Annotated in this window: 6 protein-coding genes (1 of these 6 only partly in view); all 6 read left to right on the top strand. The window is 70.2% G+C overall.

Features of this window, described 5'->3' with window-relative positions; genetic code table 11:
* The first annotated feature begins 49 nt into the window (after positions 1–49).
* The gene (locus tag BUB76_RS16005) at positions 50–1,912 is read left to right on the top strand and encodes a GAF domain-containing protein (protein WP_073130021.1); all 1,863 of its coding nucleotides are present in this window, start codon (positions 50–52) and stop codon (positions 1,910–1,912) included.
* The gene (locus tag BUB76_RS16000; protein ID WP_073130016.1) at positions 1,909–4,080 is read left to right on the top strand and encodes an efflux RND transporter periplasmic adaptor subunit; all 2,172 of its coding nucleotides are present in this window, start codon (positions 1,909–1,911) and stop codon (positions 4,078–4,080) included. Before BUB76_RS16005 ends, BUB76_RS16000 begins: the two co-directional genes overlap by 4 nt.
* 22 nt (positions 4,081–4,102) lie before the next feature.
* Complete coding sequence (locus BUB76_RS15995; protein WP_073130014.1) at positions 4,103–4,867, top strand: SapC family protein; 765 nt, start codon at positions 4,103–4,105, stop codon at positions 4,865–4,867.
* Between the two features lie 4 nt (positions 4,868–4,871).
* Positions 4,872–6,833 carry a preprotein translocase subunit SecA gene (locus BUB76_RS15990; RefSeq protein WP_073130011.1) on the top strand — a complete coding sequence of 654 codons (1,962 nt, stop codon included), beginning with the start codon at positions 4,872–4,874 and terminating at the stop codon, positions 6,831–6,833.
* Positions 6,830–7,633, top strand: coding sequence for an efflux RND transporter periplasmic adaptor subunit (locus BUB76_RS15985; protein WP_073130007.1), 804 nt, complete (start codon positions 6,830–6,832; stop codon positions 7,631–7,633). Before BUB76_RS15990 ends, BUB76_RS15985 begins: the two co-directional genes overlap by 4 nt.
* Positions 7,634–7,780: 147 nt before the next feature.
* On the top strand, positions 7,781–19,066 hold the beginning of the coding sequence (locus BUB76_RS15980) for an LEPR-XLL domain-containing protein (RefSeq protein WP_084140713.1). 18,288 nt of this gene lie beyond the right edge of the window; 11,286 of the gene's 29,574 nt are visible here — the first part of the coding sequence; its start codon is at positions 7,781–7,783; the stop codon falls past the right edge of the window.

The following is a 19,066-nucleotide window of genomic DNA, read 5'->3' as shown; positions in this document are numbered from 1 at the left end:
CGTTCGATTTTTCGCTTAGACCGTTTCCGAGGAGTGTGTCATTTCCAGCGTGGTTGGCAGCGAGTCCGAGACAGCCGGCGTGACCGAGGAGGCCGAGGGCCCCGTCTCCTACGCCATGCTCGATCGCACACTCTGGACGCGGTTTCGCGACGCGGGCACCGTGCCCGACTTCCTTCTCAATTGGCTGGGATTGCTGGCAAGGCAGGTCGACGGGCTCGCCACGGCGATCCTGGTGACGCTGGACGAGTCCGGCGCACCGGTGGTGGCTGCGCAGTGGCCGACCGGTGGCGCACCCGAGCCTGAGCTTCTGGCGGCCGCACGCTCTGCCCTGGAAAGCGGGCATTCCATCGCGCAAGGCGAAGACGGCGCGCGCCGGGTGCTGGCGCATCCGATCTCGGTATCCGGCGAAAGCTTCGGCGCGGTCGCCCTGGCGGCGCCCGCCAGCGCACCGACGACGCCCGTGATCTTCAGGCGCCTACAATGGGGCGAAGCCTGGGTCGAGCTCATGCTGCGCCGCGAACGCGAGGCGCGCGATGGCGAGCTGCGCGAACGAACGACGATCGCCTTCGACGTTCTTGCGTCGCTGCTGGAACGGCCCGCGCTGGACGACGCCGCCATCGCGCTGGTCACCGACCTGGCGCGGCGCCTGGACTGCGAGACGGTCAGCCTCGGCCTGCGCAAGGGGCGCCGGATCAAGGTCCGCGCCGTGTCGAGCGCGGCCAGCTTCGGGCGCCGCGCCAGCCTGATCCGCGAGGTCGGCCTGGCCATGGACGAGGCCGTCGACCAGGAGGCCGTCGTGCTGTGGCCCGAGCCGCAGGGCTGGGACTTCCGCGTGTCGCTGGCCCACGCCGATCTTGCCCGGACGCACGGCGTCGGCAGCGTCCTGACGATCCCGATGACCGCCGGCGACGAGATCACCGGTGCCCTGACCTTCGAGCGGCGGGAGGGGCATCCCTTCGACACCGCCGATATCGACATCTGCGACGCGGTGGCGGCCATCGCGGGTCCGGTGATCGAGGATCGCCGTCGGGCCGCGCGCTGGTTCCCGCGGCGCATGCTCGACGGCGTCGCGGCGGGCGGCAAGGCGCTGGTGGGACCCAGCCATTTCGCGGCCAAGCTCGCGACAGTGGCGGTCATCGCGGTCGCCGCCGCCCTTTGGTTCGTGCCCCGCGCGTTCGAGGTCTCGGCCCCGGCGCGGGTTGAAGGCATCGTCCAGCGCAGCGTCGTCGCGCCCTTCAACTCGTATCTCGCCTCCGAGGCGGCCCGCGCGGGCGACCGGGTTTCTCAGGGCGACGTCATCGCGCGGCTGGACGACCGGGACCTGACGCTGGAGCGGATGCGTCTCGGCACGACCCGCGCCCAGCAATCGCGCGAGCTGGACCGGGCCATCGCCGAGCGGGCCATGGCCGAGGCCAGCGTGGTCCGCGCGCAGCTGGATCAGACCGACGCGCAGATCGCGCTGGTGGACGAGCAGCTGGCCCGCACCCGGATCGTCGCGCCCTTCGACGGGTATATCGTCGAGGGCGATCTCAGCCAGTCGATCGGCGCGTCGATCGAGCGGGGCCAGACCCTGTTCCGGATCGCGCCCCTCGACGCGTTCCGCGTCGTGCTCGAGGTGGGTGAGACCGATATCGACGCCATCCGCCCGGGACAGGAGGGCGCGCTGCGCCTGCAGGCCTTCCCCGAGACCCCGTTTCCCTTCGTGGTCGAGAAGCTGACGCCGCTGGCCCGCCAGGGCGAAGGGCGCAACTGGTTCCGGGTCGAAGCCGCGCTGGTTCAGGATGCCGACACCCTGCGCCCGGGGATGGAAGGCATCTCGCGCACATTGATCGGCGAGCGCCGGCTCGGGGAGGTCCTGTTTCACGATCTGATCGACTGGGCGCGGCTGGCCTGGTGGCGGTGGCAGCCATGAGCACGCGGCGGTCCTGGTCCAGCGCGTCGTGGTACCGCGTCGCAGGCTTCCGTCCCCGCCTGCGGGCCCATGCGCGCCTGCATCGCCATACCTATCGCGGCCAGGTCTGGTACGTGCTACAGGATCGCGCGTCGGGCCGGTTCCATCGCATGTCGCCCGAGGCGCACCGCCTGGTCGCGATGATGGACGGTCAGCGGTCGCTCGAGGATCTCTGGGCGCACGCGATGCGCAATTTCGACGTCGACGCGGTCACCCAGGATGAGCTGGTCCGGGTCGTCGGCAAACTCTACTCGGCCGACGTGCTGGTCGGCGACGTACCGCCCGACATCGCGGAACTGAGCGACCGCGGCCGGCGCGGACGGCGGCAGAAGCTGGTGAAGAGCGTTCTGAACCCGCTGGCGCTGAGGGTGCCGCTGATCGACCCCGACGACCTGCTGACCGCGACGATGCCGCTGGTGCGGCCGCTGTTCGGGTGGATCGGCTGGGCCCTGTTCTTCGGGGTGTTCGCCTACGCGCTGGCGCTGGCCGCGATCAACTGGGGCCCGCTGACCGAGAACGTGGTCGATCGGGTTCTCAGCACCCAGAACCTCATCCTGCTGCTGATATCGTACCCCGCGATCAAGGCGGTTCACGAGCTGGGCCATGCCTACACGATCAAGCGCTGGGGCGGACATGTCCACGAGATCGGGGTCATGTTCCTGGTGTTCCTGCCGGTGCCCTACGTGGACGCGTCGGACAGTATCGCCTTCGCCTCCAAATGGCGTCGCGCGCTGGTGGGCGGGGCGGGGATCCTCGCGGAAATCTTCCTGGCCTCGGTCGCCATGATCGTCTGGGCCGGCGCGGAGGAGGGGCTGGTCAGGGCCTTCGCCTTCAACGTCATGCTGATCGGCGGCATCTCGACATTGCTGTTCAACGGCAACCCGCTGCTGCGCTTCGACGGCTACTATGTCCTGAGCGACCTGATCGAGATCCCCAACCTGGCGCAACGCGCGAACAAGTACCTGGGATACCTTGTGCAGCGCCACGCCTTCGGACTGGACCATGCCGAAAGCCCGGTCACCGCGCGCAACGAGCGGGCCTGGTTCGTGTTCTACGGGATCGCCGCCTACCTGTACCGGATCGTCATCACCACCGCGATCGTCGGGCTGGTGGCGACGCGCTTCTTCGTGATCGGGCTGATCCTCGCGGGCTGGGCGCTGTTCCTGATGCTCATCCTGCCGATGCTGAAAGGGCTCTGGTACGTCATCGCGAGCCCCGCCCTCAGGCGGCACCGGATGCGGGCCCTGGGCCTTGTCGCGGGGACGGTGGGCGCGGTGGTGGCCATCCTTGTCGCCGTCCCGGTGCCGCACCGCACCGTGGTCGACGGTGTCGTGATGCCCGATCCCGCGGCCTATGCCAACGCGCGGACCGATGGCACCGTGGTCGAGCTGATGGTGGCGTCCGGAGACAGGGTGCGGGCGGGTGATCCGCTGGTCCGGCTCTACGATCCGCTGCTCGAGGCGCGGCGCGACGTCCTGGCCGCCCGCGTGGTCGAAGTCCAGCGCCGGCGCGAGGGGGCGAATCCGTCGGACCAGACGGGGCTCGGCATCATCGACGAGGAACTGGCGGCGGCCCGGGCCGACCTGGCGGAAACCGAAACCCGGATCGCGAACCAGGTCGTGCATGCGGGTCTCGACGGCGAGGTGATCCTGCCGGTCGAGGCGGACTTGGTGGGGCGGTACGCCCGGCGGGGCGACATGCTGGCCGTTGTCGCCCCCTTCGCCGATCCGCGCATCCAGGTTGCCGTGCCCGAGACCTCGGCCGACCTGGTGCGATCGCGCACCCGCGCCATCGCCCTGCGCTTTGCGACCGACGCCGGGACCAGCTTCGACGCGCGCGTCGTGCGGGCGGCCCCGGGGCTGAGCCGTGTCCTGCCATCGGCGGTTCTCAGCGCCCAGGGTGGCGGCGGCGCGGTGCTGGATCCGGCGGCCCGACCGGGCGAATTGCGCACCTTCACGCCCCACGCCCAGCTTGAACTGGCGCTGTCCGTGCCGACACCGATCGCCCGCTACGGCGAGCGGGTCCATGTCCGCTTCGATCACGGCGACAGTCCCGTCGCCTCCCGTATCGCGCGCGCCGCGATGCGGGTCTTCCTGAACTACTTCGCAGCCACTTCAGGCGCCGCCTGAGCCAACCCCCGGAGGATACCCCATGGCTACCCAACTGCTGTTCTACGAAAATGCGCGTCCCGTCACCGCGAAGACGCACGGCGATGTCAGCGTGCGCGGCACCGACTATTCCTTCGCCGCGAAGACCAATTCGGTCCCCCTCACGGCGATCGAATTCGCGGCGGCGGCGGCCCACTATCCCATCGTCTTCGCAGGAACCGGGGACCGGGTGATGCCCGCGCTGGTGCTGGGTGCGCGCGACGGTCACAACTTCTTCGTCGACGCCGCGGGCCAGTGGCGCGCGGGCACATACATCCCCGCCTTCGTGCGCCGCTATCCCTTCGTCTTCTCGATGGATGCCGAGCAGAAGAACTTCATCCTCAACATCGACGAGGACTACGACGGCGTGAACCGCGAGGGACGCGGCGAACGCCTGTTCGACAGCGACGGCAAGCAGACCTCGTACCTCCAGAACATCCTGAAGTTCCTGCAGGAATACCAGGGCCAGTTCCGCCGCACCGAGGCCTTCTGCAAGCGGCTCCAGGATCTTGGCCTGCTGCAGCCCATGCAGGCGCAGTTCCAGCTGGCCGATGGTGAAAAGCGGTCGCTGTCGGGCTTCATGGCGATCGACCGCGAGAAGCTGAAGGGCATCGGCGGCGACGACCTGCGCGCGATGTTCGACACGGACGAGCTTGAATGCGCCTATCTCCATCTGCACTCGCTGCGCCACTTCCAGGGCATGCTCAGCCAGTTCGCTCCGGCCGAGCCCGAGGCCGCCGCGCCGCAGCCCGAGCCCGAGGAAGCCTGACCCGATGACCGCCGCGCCCGACGTCTGGATCTACCCCGAGCGCAAGGATGCGCTTCCGACGGGGCTGGACGCTTGGGGCGCGGCGGCGTCCGGGATCGTGACGGGGGCAGGCCGCCGATTGGCTGCGCCGCTCCGCGATCGGCTCGACCTTCGGGCGGTCCTGCGCGCCATGGCGCGGCTGGAAGCTGCACCCGATGCGCCGGTCACCCCCGCGGCGCGGGCGCGCATCCGGCGCCGCGGGCTCGACCGCAGCGCGGCGCGCGAGGCGCTGGCGCTGGCGGCTGACGCGGTCCGACGCGAACTGGGCTTCGCCCCGCGCCGCGTTCAGCTTCTGGGCGCGCTCGCGATGTTGCGGGGCCGCCTGATCGAGATGGACACGGGCGAGGGGAAGACGGTGACCGCTGCGCTGGCAGCCGCCGCCGCCGCGCTGGCCGGGATCCCGGTCCATGTGGTCACCGTGAACGACTATCTCGCCGAACGGGACGCTCGGACACTGGGGCCCGTCTACAACCGCCTCGGCCTGTCGGTCGCCGCGATTCTCGAAGGGCAGGAGCCCGCGACGCGGCGCGCGATCTATCGATCCGACATCGTCTACGGCGCGAATAACGAATTCGCTTTCGACTACCTGCGCGACCGCATCGGGTTCGGCGCCGAGGGACCCCAGGGCCTGCGGCAGCGCCTGCGCCGCGTCACCGCGCCCGACATGTCCGAAACGCCCGCCGTGATGCGCGGTCTGCATTTTGCCATCGTCGACGAGGCGGACAGCGTCCTGGTGGACGAAGCCCGCACGCCGCTGATCATCTCCCGCCGCTCCGATCCCGAGGCCGAGGCCGATCTGGCCCACCGGGCGCTGGCGGTCGCCCGGGCCCTGCAGCGTCACCGCCACTTCACCCTGATCGAGGACGAACGCCGGATCCGACTGACGTCCGAGGGCCGCGCCGAGATCGGCCGGATGACCGCGGGGGACGCGGCGCCCTGGACCAGCGTCATTCGCCGCGAGGAACTGGCCCGCCAGGCGCTCACGGCCCTGCTCGTGTTCCACGCGGGCGAACACTACGTCGTCGCCGACGGCAAGATCCAGATCGTCGACGAATACACCGGGCGCCTTCAGCCCGACCGCTCGTGGTCCGATGGCATGCACCAGCTTGTCGAGGCGAAGGAGGGCGTCGAGATCACCGGCCAGAACATCGCCGTGGCGCGCATGACCTATCAGCGCTTCTTCCGTCGCTACCGGCTGCTCGCCGGGATGACCGGTACGGCCCGCGAGGTCACGGGCGAGCTGTTCGACGTCTACGGATTGGCCACCGTGCGGATCCGCCCTCATCGTCGGTCGCGCCTGCGCTCGCGGCGCACCCGGTACCTGCGGACGCAGAAGGCCAAGTGGCAGGCCGTGGTGGCGTCCGCCGCGGCCGAGGCGGCGAAGGGCCGCCCCGTTCTCATCGGGACCCGGTCCGTGAGCGCGTCGCAGACCGTGTCCGCCGCGCTCGATCGGGCGGGGCTGGCCCATCGGGTCCTCAATGCCCAGACCGAGGCCGAAAGCGCCGAGATCATTGCCGAGGCGGGCCAGTCCGGGCGGATCACCGTCGCCACCAACATGGCGGGTCGCGGGGTCGATATCGCGCTGGGGCCCGGGGTGGCCGCCAAGGGCGGACTGCATGTCATCCTGACCGAACGGCACGATGCCGGCCGGATCGACCGGCAACTTGCCGGGCGCGCCGGGCGTCGGGGCGAGGCGGGCAGTCACCAGGCGATCCTGTCACTGCAGGATCCCCTTCTCGACGTGGTGGCGGCGCCCGCCCTGAAGGTCTGCGCGCGCCTGCCGCTGATCGGCCTGGCGCCGCGCCAGAAGCTGTTCCGGAAGGCCCAAAGGCGCGCCGAGCGCAGCCACGCGCGAATGCGGCGCGACCTCGTGCGCCAGGATCAGAGACTTGGCCAGCTCCTGGCCTTCACGGGAGGATTGGAATGACCGGCCTTTTGCGCCTGCTTTGCCTGGTCGCGGCACTGCCCGCCGCGGCGCAGGATTACGATTGTCTCATGGATCCCGCCGAGGAGATCGAGCTGGGATCATCGGCCACCGGCCTGTTGCTCGAACGGCTGGTCGACCGGGGCGATACCGTGAAAAAGGGTCAACTCGTCGCGCGGCTGAAGTCCGAGATCGAGCGCAGCACGGTCGAACTGCTCGAGACCCGGGCGGAATCGAGCGCGGTGATCGACGCCCAGAGACGCCAGCTCGAAATGATCGAGCGTCGGTACGAGCGGGTGGCCACCCTGCGCGAACGAGGGGTCGCGACCGAGGAGCAGTTCGACGCGGTCGAGGCCGAGCGGATCGCATCCCAGAGCCTGTTGTTCCAGGCCGAGTTGAACCGCGAGATCGCGGTGAAAGAGCTGGAGCGCGCGCGTATCTCGCTCGACCAGCGCGAAATCAGGAGCCCGGTCGACGGCATCGTTGCCGAGGCCGTTCTGAGCGCGGGCGAATACGTGGGCAGCGACGATCACCTGGTGCGGATCGTGCGGCTGGACCCGTTGAAGATCGAAGCGTTCCTGCCGGTCTCGCTCTATGGCGAGGTTTCGTTGGGCGACTCGGCCACCGTGCGGCCGGTGGCGCCGCTCGACGGAGCCTACGAGGCCAAGATCGTCGCGATCGACCGGGTTTTCGACGCCGCATCGTCGACTTTTGTGGTTGTCCTGGAATTGCCCAACGAGACCGGGCAGTTACCCGCCGGACATCGCTGCCGACTGGCGCTCGGGCCGCCGGATCGGGGATGATCGCCATGATTTTTGCACATTTATGTAGCGGAATAACCACACGCACAGTACGCTCGAGTTCAAGTTCGAAGACGGTTTCGGCCTGCGTTTTGCGTGGCGATTGGTCGAAAATTGATTGAATTTCTTATTCCATAGGGTGGGTCGATCATGGCTTTTCCGTTTCTGAGCAAGTCGTTCCGTGGCGCCACGCAAGTTACGCCAAAGATCCCCGATGCCGCCCAAACGCCCAATTCCTGGTTCCGAGGTGAGTCGCGTCACAGGTTCCTGCGCCAGGTCCGCGCCATCCAGTCGGGACGGATGCCCGTTCAGGTCTCGGCGGTTCGCATCGACGCTCTCGAGCCGCGCTACCTGCTTTCCGCCGATATCATGCCGATGGCCGATCTGGACGGTTCGGGCGCGGAATACACCCTGCATTTCGACACGACCGCCGAAACCTTCCGCCTGATCGACGACGATACCGGTCAGGTCGTTGACCAGCGGGCGCTGGCCGACACGACCGAAATTCGGATCGCGGGCACCGACGGCAACGATCGCCTGCAGCTCGACGTTTCGGGCGCCTTCCCCGCGGGCGTGTCCATCGTGTTCGACGGCGGTCTCGGGACGGACACGCTCGCCGCCCCGGCGGAAGACACCGATTGGCGGATCGACGGGCACAACGCGGGAACCGTGAAAGGGCTGCGCTTCGAGAGCGTGGAGAACCTCCAGGGCGCGGCGGATACCGATGATACCTTCGTCGTCGGCGCGTCCGGCGCGCTGGACGGGGTGATGGATGGCGGCGACGCCGGCTTCGATTCGATGGAGCTGGACGGCGGCGCGTTCGACCAGGTGTCCTTCGTCGCGACCGGCCCGACATCGGGCACGGTCACGCGCGACGGTTCGGTCCTGACCTACGACGGCCTCGAGCCTGTCACCTCGACCCTCACGGCGACCGATGTCGTCATCGATCTGTCGGCGGTGTCGGACAACGCGCGCCTGTCCCAGTCGGGCGGCAGCCTGACGATCGAAAGCGAAAGCCCGGTCCCGACCTTCGAGTTCCAGACCTTCGCTCTGCCGACGGGCAACCTCACCATCAACCTGGGCGACGACAACGGGCTGTTCCCCGACCTCGGCCAGTTCGTCACCGACGGGATCCTGTCCGACGTCATCGCCTTCGCGGCGGGTGATATCCTGACGCTCGACGGGCCCATCGACCTGGGCGCGGCCAACCTGACCATCGACGGCGGCGCGGGGCTCGACCAGGTCGTGTTCGACGGCACGTTGACGACCAGCGGCGCGGTCACGGTGACGGCCGAGCAGATCGATGTCACCTCCGGCGGCTCGGTCGCGGCCTCGGACGTCGATTTCGATGCCGTCGCCGAGGGCAACGGGCTGGTCCCGGTCGAACTGACCGAAGGCGTCTACCTGGCCGCACCGCTGGCCGAGATCGAGATCCTCGGTGCCGTCACGGCCTCGACCGGCAACGTGTCCATGACCGCCTCGGCGACGGCGACGCTCGAGCCCGGGCAGGCGACGGTGTCGTCTCTGTCGGGCGCGCTGGTCGTCGGGCTGCCGCAGGCCCGGGTGATCCTCGGGGCCGACGGTGATGCCGGCTCGGGCGGGACCATCACGGCCGCGGGTGCCGTGGACCTGGACGCCGAAGTGTCGGTCACGGTCACGGCCGACGATGCGGCGGACAGCTCGGACACCGACACGGCCACGGACGCGGCGATCTCGATCACGACTCTGGTGACGGACGCGGGCGTTTCCCTTTACGGGGGATCGTCCCTGTCGGCCGGCGGCGCGGTCACGGCGGACGCCGAGACGAGCCTGGACGTCACCACCGAGGCCGACGGATCGGATGGCGGCGCGGGCGCCACGGTCGCCGTCAGCGTCATCGACACCGACACGTCTGTCATCGTCTCGGACGCGGCCTCGATCAGCGGGGCATCGGTCGCGCTGGCCTCGACCTCGACCGCGACGGTCACCACCTCCGCCACCTCGACGGCAGGCGGCGCCACGGCCAGTGCCGGCGGCGACAACGAATCCGAGGAACGGCTGGAAGACCCCAACCAGGACGGGTCCACCGATGACCGGGCCGAGACCCAGGAGGGCAGCGTCGATTTCGCCGGGGCCGTGTCCGTCTCGATCTACCTTCCCACGACAGAAGTGCGGGTCGACAGCTCGGGGACCATCTCGACCACCGGCGGCGACGTGACGCTGGCCGCGCTTCAGACCGATACGATCTCGGCCACGGCAAGCGGGGCCAACACCTCGGACGCGGCCACGGGTGTCGGGGTCGGCGTGGCGTTGGGCGTCGTCGAGTCCGACGTGACCGCCACGCTGGGCGGCACGACCACCTACCAGGGGGCACCCACCGTTTCCGTCAGCGCGACGCTCGATGTTGCGGGCGGCTATACCGCCGATGCCGAAGCGGGGGCGGGGTCGTCCGCGCAGACCGGCGTCGCCGGGGCGCTGGCGATCAACGTGGTCACCACCGATACGCTGGCCACCGTCGCCGACGGGGCCAGGCTGTCGCTGAACGGCGCGGCGCTGGTCCTGAACGCCAGCGCGACCACGGAAACCACGACGGAAGCCACCCCGACCGAGGCCGGCGGCGCCAGCGGAACCGACCTGGGCATCGGCGCGTCCGTCGCGCTTTACGTGGGCAACAACGATGTGCGGGCCGCGCTCGAGGGCGATGCGCTGGGCGACGGCGCGGCCTCGGGCCTCGGGACGCTTGCGCTTACGGCGAACGGGTCGCGCACCGACGCCATCACGGCCGAGGGGGGCGCCGCGGGCGACGGAACGGTCATCGGCGGGGCCATAGCCATCGCGGTGATCGACGACACGACCGAAACGGATCTGGGCGCCACGGGCAGCCTGCAGGCGAGCGGCGATATCGACCTCGTGGCGACCCATGCCGGCGATGCGACGCTGATGGCTGATGGGGCCGCGCTGGGCGGCTCGACGGCGGTAGGCGCCGCGCTGGCGCTGGGCTTCGTCGACAATCGTGCCGGTGCCACCGCCCGGCGCGATGTCACCACCACAGGCGGCGTCAGCCTGTCGGCCACCGGAACCGGTGCCGCGTCCGTGACGGCCCGCGCCGCGACCACGGGCACCTCGGACGACGAGGAAAGCGCCGCGGACGCCGACGGCCAGACCGCCGAGCAGACCGGCTTCGCCGAGGAGCGTTCGGGTCAGAGCGCCGGTGCGCTCTCCACAGGATCCGAGGCGTCCGCCGAAACCTCGGGTGGCGGCGTGGGCATAGCCGCGGCGCTGGCCTTGAACGTCTCCTCGCTCGACGTCGTGTCGGCGGTGGAGTCCGGGGCCATGGATGCGGCCGACCTGACGCTGGCGAGCGGCGCCGACATGGACGCGACCTCGACCGCGGACGGCTCGGCCAGCGACGGCAGCGAAGGCGCCACGCAGGTGGGCGTTGCCGTGGCGATCACGGTGGCCGATGTCGCCAACAGCGCGTCCGTCGATGCGCCCGCCACGGTCCTGCTGGGGGCGGGTGGCGATCTGTCCGCCACCGCGGGCATGGCCGCGGGCGGCACCCATGTCGTCGGGGCCGAGGCCACGTCGGGCGCGTCTGGCGGCGACACGGGCGTCGCGGGCAGCTTCGCGCTGTCGATCTCGGGCGCGACGACGCGCGCGGACATGGACGGTGACGTGACCGCAAACGGCGGCGATGTCAGCGCCTCGGCCGAGGCCGCGACCACCGACACCGTCGCGGCCACCGCCGCCCAGTCCGGCGCCAGCGCGACCGGCGTCGGCGCCTCGGTCGCGATCAGCGTGGCTGACCATCTGACCGTCGCCGAGCTTGGAGACAACGCCATCCTGAGCGGGGCCGAATCGCTGTCGCTGATGGCATCCGGCGCCCATGACGCGACCACCACCGCCGAGGGCGGGGCCGCCGCGGGCGACGGCACCGGGATCGGCGGTGCGCTTGCCATCGATGTCCATGACCGCGCGACGACGGCCCGGATCGGCGCGGCCCTCACGCCGCTGACACTGACCGGCGCGGCCACGCTATCGGCCACGCATGCCGGCTCCAGCCAGGCCACGGCGACCGGCAGCGCCTCGGGCAACACGGCCGTCGGCGTTTCCCTGGCGCTGGCCTTCGTCGACGATGCCGCGACCACGGATCTCGACCGCGACCTGTCCGCCACCAGCCTTGCCATGACCGCAACCGGCACCGGTGCGTCCTTGGCCGACGCCACCGCCTCGGCCGAGGGAACGTCGAAGAGCGCGGAGTCCGGCGATGGCAACACCAGCGCCGACGACCAGATCGGCGGCGCCACCCAGACCGCAAACGACCGGTCGGGCGACGGCGATACGACCGGCGGCCAGGCCTCGGCCGCAAGCTCGGGCGGTAGCGTCGCCGTCGGTGCCGCCGTTGCGGTGAATGTCTCGTCGCTTGACGTGACCGCCGTGCTCGATGGCGTCGACGTCACCGGCGCCACGACCCTTGCCGCGGCCGCCGACATGGATGCCGAGGCGCTGGCCGACGGGTCCGCCGCGACCGGCGAGGATGATGAGAACCCGGGCAGCGGTGACCGCGTCGGTGTTGCCGTGGCGATCAACGTGGGCACGCTCACGAACGAGGCCGGCCTGCTCTCGGGCGCCGTGATCGGGGCCTTCTCGGCCAGCGCGACTATGGCGGCCGGCGGCGCCCACCTCATGCGGGCCGAGGCGAAATCCGGTGCGTCGGGGGGCGAAACGGGCGTGGCCGGCAGCTTCGCCCTGCTGATTGCCAACGGCACGACGCGGGCGTTGCAGGACGGTAGCGTGTCGGCGGGCGGGGGCGATGTGTCGCTTGACGCCGCCGCGACCACGACGAACACGGTCAAGGCGACGGCCGCCCAATCGGGCGCCGAGACCGCAACCGGCGTCGGCGCCTCGATCGCCATCAGCGTCGCCGACCATCTGACCGTCGCCGAAGTGACCGGCGACGTGCTGGGCGCGGACGACCTGAGCCTGACCGCCACCGGGGCCCATACCGCGACCACCGAGGCCGAGGCCGGAGCGCAGGGCTCCGAAACCGGCACGGGGATCGGCGGCGGCCTGGCCATCGACGTGCATGACCGCACCACGCGCGCCCGGATCGGCGCGGGGGCCGAAACGGTGCTGACCGGCGCCGCGACGCTGACCGCTGACCACTCGGGCACCAGCGCGGCGACGATGAACGCCGACGCGTCGGGGAATACCGCCGTCGGGGCCGCCATCGCGTTGAGCTTCGTCTCCGACACCGCCGAGGCGGACCTGGACCGCGACCTGACGGCGACCGCCCTTGCCATGTCGGCGACCGGCGTGGCCTCGTCGGCTGCCACGTCGAAGGCGTCGGCCAAGGGGACGTCGAAGTCGCAGGAATCCTCGGACGGGAACTCCAGCGCCAACGACCAGCGCGACAGCGCCGTCAGCACGGCCAACGCCCGGTCGGGCAAGACCAACGACCCCAACGCCAACGGTCGCGATACCTCGGCCTCGGGGACCGGGGGCGGTGCCGTTGCCGTCGGCGCGGCCCTGTCGCTGAACGTCGCGACACTGGATGCGACCGCCGTCCTGGAGAACGTGGCCGTCTCGGCCCAGACCGAGCTGGACGCCCGCGCCCGCATGGATGCCACGGCAAGCGCCGATGGCTCGGCCGCCAAGGCCGAAACGTCGGGCACGGCCGATGACGATCTCGTCGGTGTGGCCGTGGCCATCAACGTGGCCACCCTGAACAACGCCGCCGGCCTGGCCGCTTCGGCCAGCGTGACGGGCGGCTTCTCGGCCGAGGCGTTGATGGCGCCCAGCGATGACGGGGCCCACACGCTCGGCGCGACCGCGATTTCGGGGGCCACGGGGGGGAATCTGTCCGTTGCCGGCAGTTTTGCCCTGTCGATCGCCGAGACCGATATCGCGGCCACCCTTGCCGGCGATGTCAGCGCCGCGGGCGCCGATGTCACGCTGGGCGCGGCCTCGACACAGACGACCACGGCCAGCGCGACGGCCGCGGCCGAACAGGCGGGCGAGACGGGCGTCGGGGCCTCGATCGCCATCGGTGTGTCCAACATGGACGTGGACGCGACCATCGCCGACGCCGCGTCCGTGACCGGGGCAGACGCGGTGACGCTGTCCGCGACGGGCAGCGGCGAGAACACGATCCTTGCCGAAGGCGGCGCCGAGTCGAAGAAAAGCGGATCGACGGCCGTGGGCGGCGGGGTCGCGATCGCCGTCGTGGATCAAAGCACCGAGGCGGCCATCGGCATCGGCGATACGCTCGAGACCACCGGATCGCTGTCGCTCAGCGCCATCCATCACGGCAAGACCGAGACGACGGCCACCGGCAAGAGCACCGGGTCCACGGCCGTGGGCGCATCGGTCGCCGTCGGGATCGTGACCGATGCCGCGCGATCCAGCCTGTCGCGCGACCTGGACGTGGCGGGCGACGTGAGCCTGGACGCCCACGGGGACGGGGCGAGCCTGACCAATGCCACCGCGTCTGCCACGGGCGTCAAGAAATCCGCCGGATCCAGCGCGAATTCGCAGGAAAGCGCGGCCACCTCGCGCGGGAACCAGGCTGCGGGCGGCACGGGCAGCTCGGGCAAGACGGCCACCGGCAAGGCGTCGAAGGGCGGCTCGGATGTCAGCGTCGCGGCGGCCATCGCCGTCAACGTTCAGACCTCGGCGGCGACGGCCACCATCGACGGCGCGCTCATGGTCGATGCCACCGGCACCGTGGCGGTGCGCAGTTCCAACAACACGGACAGCGCCGCGCAGGGCGACGGCTCGGCCAGCACCACCAGCCAGAGCGACGCGGTCGGCGTGGGCGTCGCGGTCAACGTCGTCGACATGGACAACGAAGCCCGGATCATGGCCGGCACCGACGTCTCGGCCAACGGCCTGACCCTCGGCGCGACCATGAAGGACGTGGGCGGCAACCTGACCCACAGCCACGTGACGAAGGCGTCGTCTGGCGCCTCGGGCGGAGATACCGGCATCGCGGGCTCGTTCGCGGTCGCGGTCGTGAATTCGGACACCGTCGCGATCATGGGCGGCGCGAATTCGACGCTCACCCTGACCGGCGGGGCGGTGGACATCGACGCGCGCAGCGACACGACGCAACAGACCCTAGCCTCGGCCAAGGGCTTGTCGAAGGGCAAGAGCTCGACCGGCGTCGGCGCCGGTATAGCGCTGACCGTGACCTTCGACACCACCGATGCGGGGATCGAGACCGGCACCGTGATGACCGGCACGGCGAACGGCGTCGCGGTCGACGTGACGTCCAGCCTGCTGCCGACCGAGGACGATGGCGCCATCACCGAGGCGCAGGCCGGCGCGGCAGGCAACACCGCCGTGGGTGGCGGCGTGGCCGTCACGTACATCGAGGCCGACACGGACGCCCGGATCGGCACCGGGACGGGCGATTTCTCGATGACCGGCGGCGCGCTCAGCGTGACGGCGAACCGCGCGGCGCACTACACCACCCGCGCCGACGGCGAAGCTGCGGGTGGCAATGTGGGGGTCGGCGCGTCGGTCGCGCTGAACATCGGGCAGGACGATACCGACGCCACCGTGTCGCGGGCGATGACCACCGGAACCAACACCGCGGCCAGCGCCACGGTCGCGACCACGGCCACGGTCGCGTCGATCACCGAATCCAAGGCCAGCGCGAAGGGGCAGTCGAAGACCAAGTCGGGCGGCGGCGACAGCAACACCTCGGACGAAGAGGTGACCGAGAATACCAGCTTCGCCCAGAACCAGGGCGGCGGCAGTAACGCGTCGAGCCAGACCGGCGACGGCATGTTCAATACCGCGAACACGAATGCCACGGACGAATCCGGGACCGGACTGAAAAGCCAGGCGGGTGGGTCCAATTCCAGCGGCGGCACGTCGGTGGCCGCGACCGTGTCGGTGAACTTCCTCGACGGCAGCGCGACGGCCGAGATCGCCGACGGCGCGGACCTGGCGGCGACGGGCGCGGTGTCGGTCAAGACCACCAGCCAGCTGACAGCGAAGGCCATCGCGACCGCGACCTCCACCGACATCCAGAGCAATACCGGCGTCGCTGCGGCGGTCGGGCTGAACATCACGCTGTTCGACAGCGCGGCGAAGATCGGCACGGCCGATGTCTCGGGCGGGTCGGTCGAGGTCGCCGCGGTACAGCCCGACGACACGGCGCATGTCTTCAACGTTCGCGCGCTCGCGGGGGCGGTGTCCTCGGGCACCGGGGTCGGCGGATCGATCTCGATCAACTTCATCGACCTGTCGAGCGATGCCTCGATCGGCGACAACGCCAGCGTTTCGGCGACCAACGGCGACCTGGACGTGATCGCGACCAACCGTGTCGAGGTTCAGAACCTCGCCGGCGGTGCGGCGCTGTCGGCAAAGGGGTCGGGCACCGGCGTCGGCATCGCCGTCTCGGTCAACATCGTCGAAGATCTCGACACCGATGCCGAGATCGGCGCGGGGGCCGAGGTCTCGGCCGAAGGCGGGGCGACGACCGTTTCCGCCACGGCCAGCTTCACGCCCTATACCGATACGCTCGAGCTCGAGGATCCGACCGACGATACCAACACGATCTCGCAGGAGGTCTCGGTCACCAACTTCGCGGCCGGTATCGCGGCGGCGAATGGCGGCACCGCGGTCGGCGGCTCGGCCAGCGTCAACGTGATCGACATCGACACGAATGCCACCATCGGAACCGGCGCCGACGTTGCGGGCGAGGAGGGCGTGACGGTCTCGGCGCAGGATATCCTCACGCTCTTTACCGGGGCGGGGTCCATCGGGCTGTCGATCGGCGGTTCGGGCGTTGGCGTCGCCATCAATGTCGACGTGGTGCGCCGCGATACGCTGGCCACCATCGAAGCCGGGGCCGATGTCTATTCCAGCGAGGGCGACGTGTCGGTCACCGCCCATGCCGTCGACAACCTGACCTCGGTCGCGGCGACCTTCGGTGCCTCCAGCGACAGTGTCGCGGCGGCCTTCTCGATCGGCGTGGCGGTCGTGCTGACCAACGCGAAGGCGGATATCCAGAGCGCGGCGGGCGCGTCGAACGTCTCGGAGGTCTCGGCCGGGGGCGATGTCACCGTCGCGGCGTCGGGCCATCTCGACATGCTGTTCATCTCGGGCGGGGCCGCGGCGTCGCTCAGCAGCGCGGGTATCGGCATCGGCTCGACCGTGCTGGTGCACACCGACACCGTCGAGGCCCGTATCGGCGAAAGTGCCCGCATCGACACGGCAGGTGCCGCGGGTCTCACGCTGAGCGCGCAGTCCAGTGAAAATATCCTCGATATCGTGGTTGGCGCCGGTGTCTCGGGCGGAAGCGTCGCGGTGGGCGGCTCGGTCCTGGTCACCGTGATGAACGAGACCACGCGCGCCACGATCGCGGACGACGCGGTCGTCGAGGCTGTCTCGGCCGGTGCTTCCGATCCGGGCGTCGCGCTCGACGTGGATTCCCATACCGAGGTCCTGTCGGTCGCAGGCGCACTTGGCCTGTCGGCGGGGTCGGCGGGAATCGGTGCGGGCGTCAACGTCCACACGATCACCAAGACCACCGAGGCGACCCTGGGCGACGGAGTGTCCGTGCGCGGCGACGGGCCCGACAGCTTCGCCGATGGCAATATCGAGATCACCGCCGACAGCACCGAGCGCGTGGCCACCTTCGCGGTCGCCGCGGCGGCGGGGTCCAGCGTCGGCGTCGGCGTGGGCGCCGATGTGATGGTGATGACCCTGACCACCACGGCGGCCATCGGCGCGAACGCGTCGGTCCTGACCCGCGGCAGCGTCAAGGTCCAGGCCGTGGACGAGACCGAGGTCGATGCCATCGTCGTCGGCGCTTCGGCCGGCGGGTCCGGCGGTGTCGGCGCGGGCGTGGGCGTGGCCGTCATCACCAAGACGACCGAGGCGATGATCGGCGCCAATGCCGATGTCTCCGGCCTGGGGGAAACAGCGACCACCGCGCGCATCGGCGACTACGACGTGGGCACCGTCGCGTCGGGCACCGGTGTCAGCACGGACGCGTTCGAGTTCGACGGCGCGCGCCCCGACGCCGACGATTTCGAGATCGGCCTGCCGGAAACGGACGTGGATACCGACCTCGTGTCGCGGGCGGATAGCGGCGACGACCCCGAGACCGAAAGCAACCCGGCCCCCGAGATCTCGGACCCTGGCCTGACGGCCGAGCGTGAAGCCACGCTGGACGAGGATGCCGTATCGGGTGTCGTCGTTTCGGCGTCAGGCAAGGAAGACCTGGAAAGCTATGCCATCGGTTTCGCCGCCGGGGGCACCTTCGGGATCGGCATCGGCGCGGCGATCAACGTCGTGGATACCACCGTCAATGCGGCCATCGGGGCCGGTGCGCAGGTCAACCGGACCGGCGATGACGGCGCGGATGCGCAATCGGTGGTCGTCAACGCGGTGACCGATTTCAGCCATGTGGGTGTCGGGACCGGCGTTGGCATCGGCGGCACGGCCGCGGTCGCACCGGGCGTCGATATCTCGACGCTCGTCCTGGACGTGGACGCGACGATCGGGCTCGGGGCCGCGGTCGAAGCCGAGAACGACGTCGTCGTTTCGGCCGATGCGAAGGAAGATTTCTTCATCCTCGGCGTCGGCGCGGCCGTGGGCGGAACCGTGGGCATCGGCGGCGGGATCGCCGTGGTCTCCATCGACAACGAGGTGGATGCCGGCATCGGGGCCGACGCGATCGTTGTCGCCGGCGGCGATGTGGCGGTCAGCGCGACGGACAACACCGAGCACACCCTGATCGTGGGCGGCGCCGGGTTCAGCGGCGTTGCCGGTATCGGTCTGTCGGTCGATGTCGTCATCCTGGAAAAGGATACGAACGCCTATATCGGCGACCGCGCGCAAGTGGACGCGCTGGGCGCTGGCACGGGCATCGACGGCGCGCTGGACGGAACGCGGGACTCCAACGGCAAGATCGACACCACCGAAGGTCACGGTGTGATCGTGCTCGCCCGGTCCAGCGAGGACCTTTTGCACCTGGCCTTCGCGGCCGGTGCCGGAACGGTGGGCGTCGCCGGTGCGGTGAACGTGACCGTGGTCGACAGCGATACCTTCGCCACCGTGGGCGACGACGCGCAGATCAACCGCAACGCCGGCCTTTACACCAAGCCGGAAGTTGACGCCAACCAGGGCATCTGGATCGGCGCCGCGAACGAGCTGACGCTCGTGGCCGGCGCGCTGGGGATCGCGGGCGGCTTCGTGGGCGTGGGCGCCTCGGTGAATTATACCAGCGCGCGCAACGACACCGGCGCGACCGTCGGCGCCGGCGCGGACCTGACGGCGAAGGGCAGCGTCAACGTCATCTCGGTCTCGGACAAGGTCGTCAAAGGCTATGTCGCCGCCGGTGGAGCCGGCGTGGTCGGCGTTTCGGGGGCGATCAACGTCCTGGCCATCGGGTCGTCCTTCGACTCGAGCTATACCGACGACCAGGGCAACACCGAG

This window comes from Palleronia salina, from assembly GCF_900141995.1.
In the GTDB taxonomy this organism is placed as follows: Bacteria; Pseudomonadota; Alphaproteobacteria; order Rhodobacterales; family Rhodobacteraceae; genus Palleronia; species Palleronia salina.
This window is presented reverse-complemented; position numbering and strand designations above follow the sequence as displayed.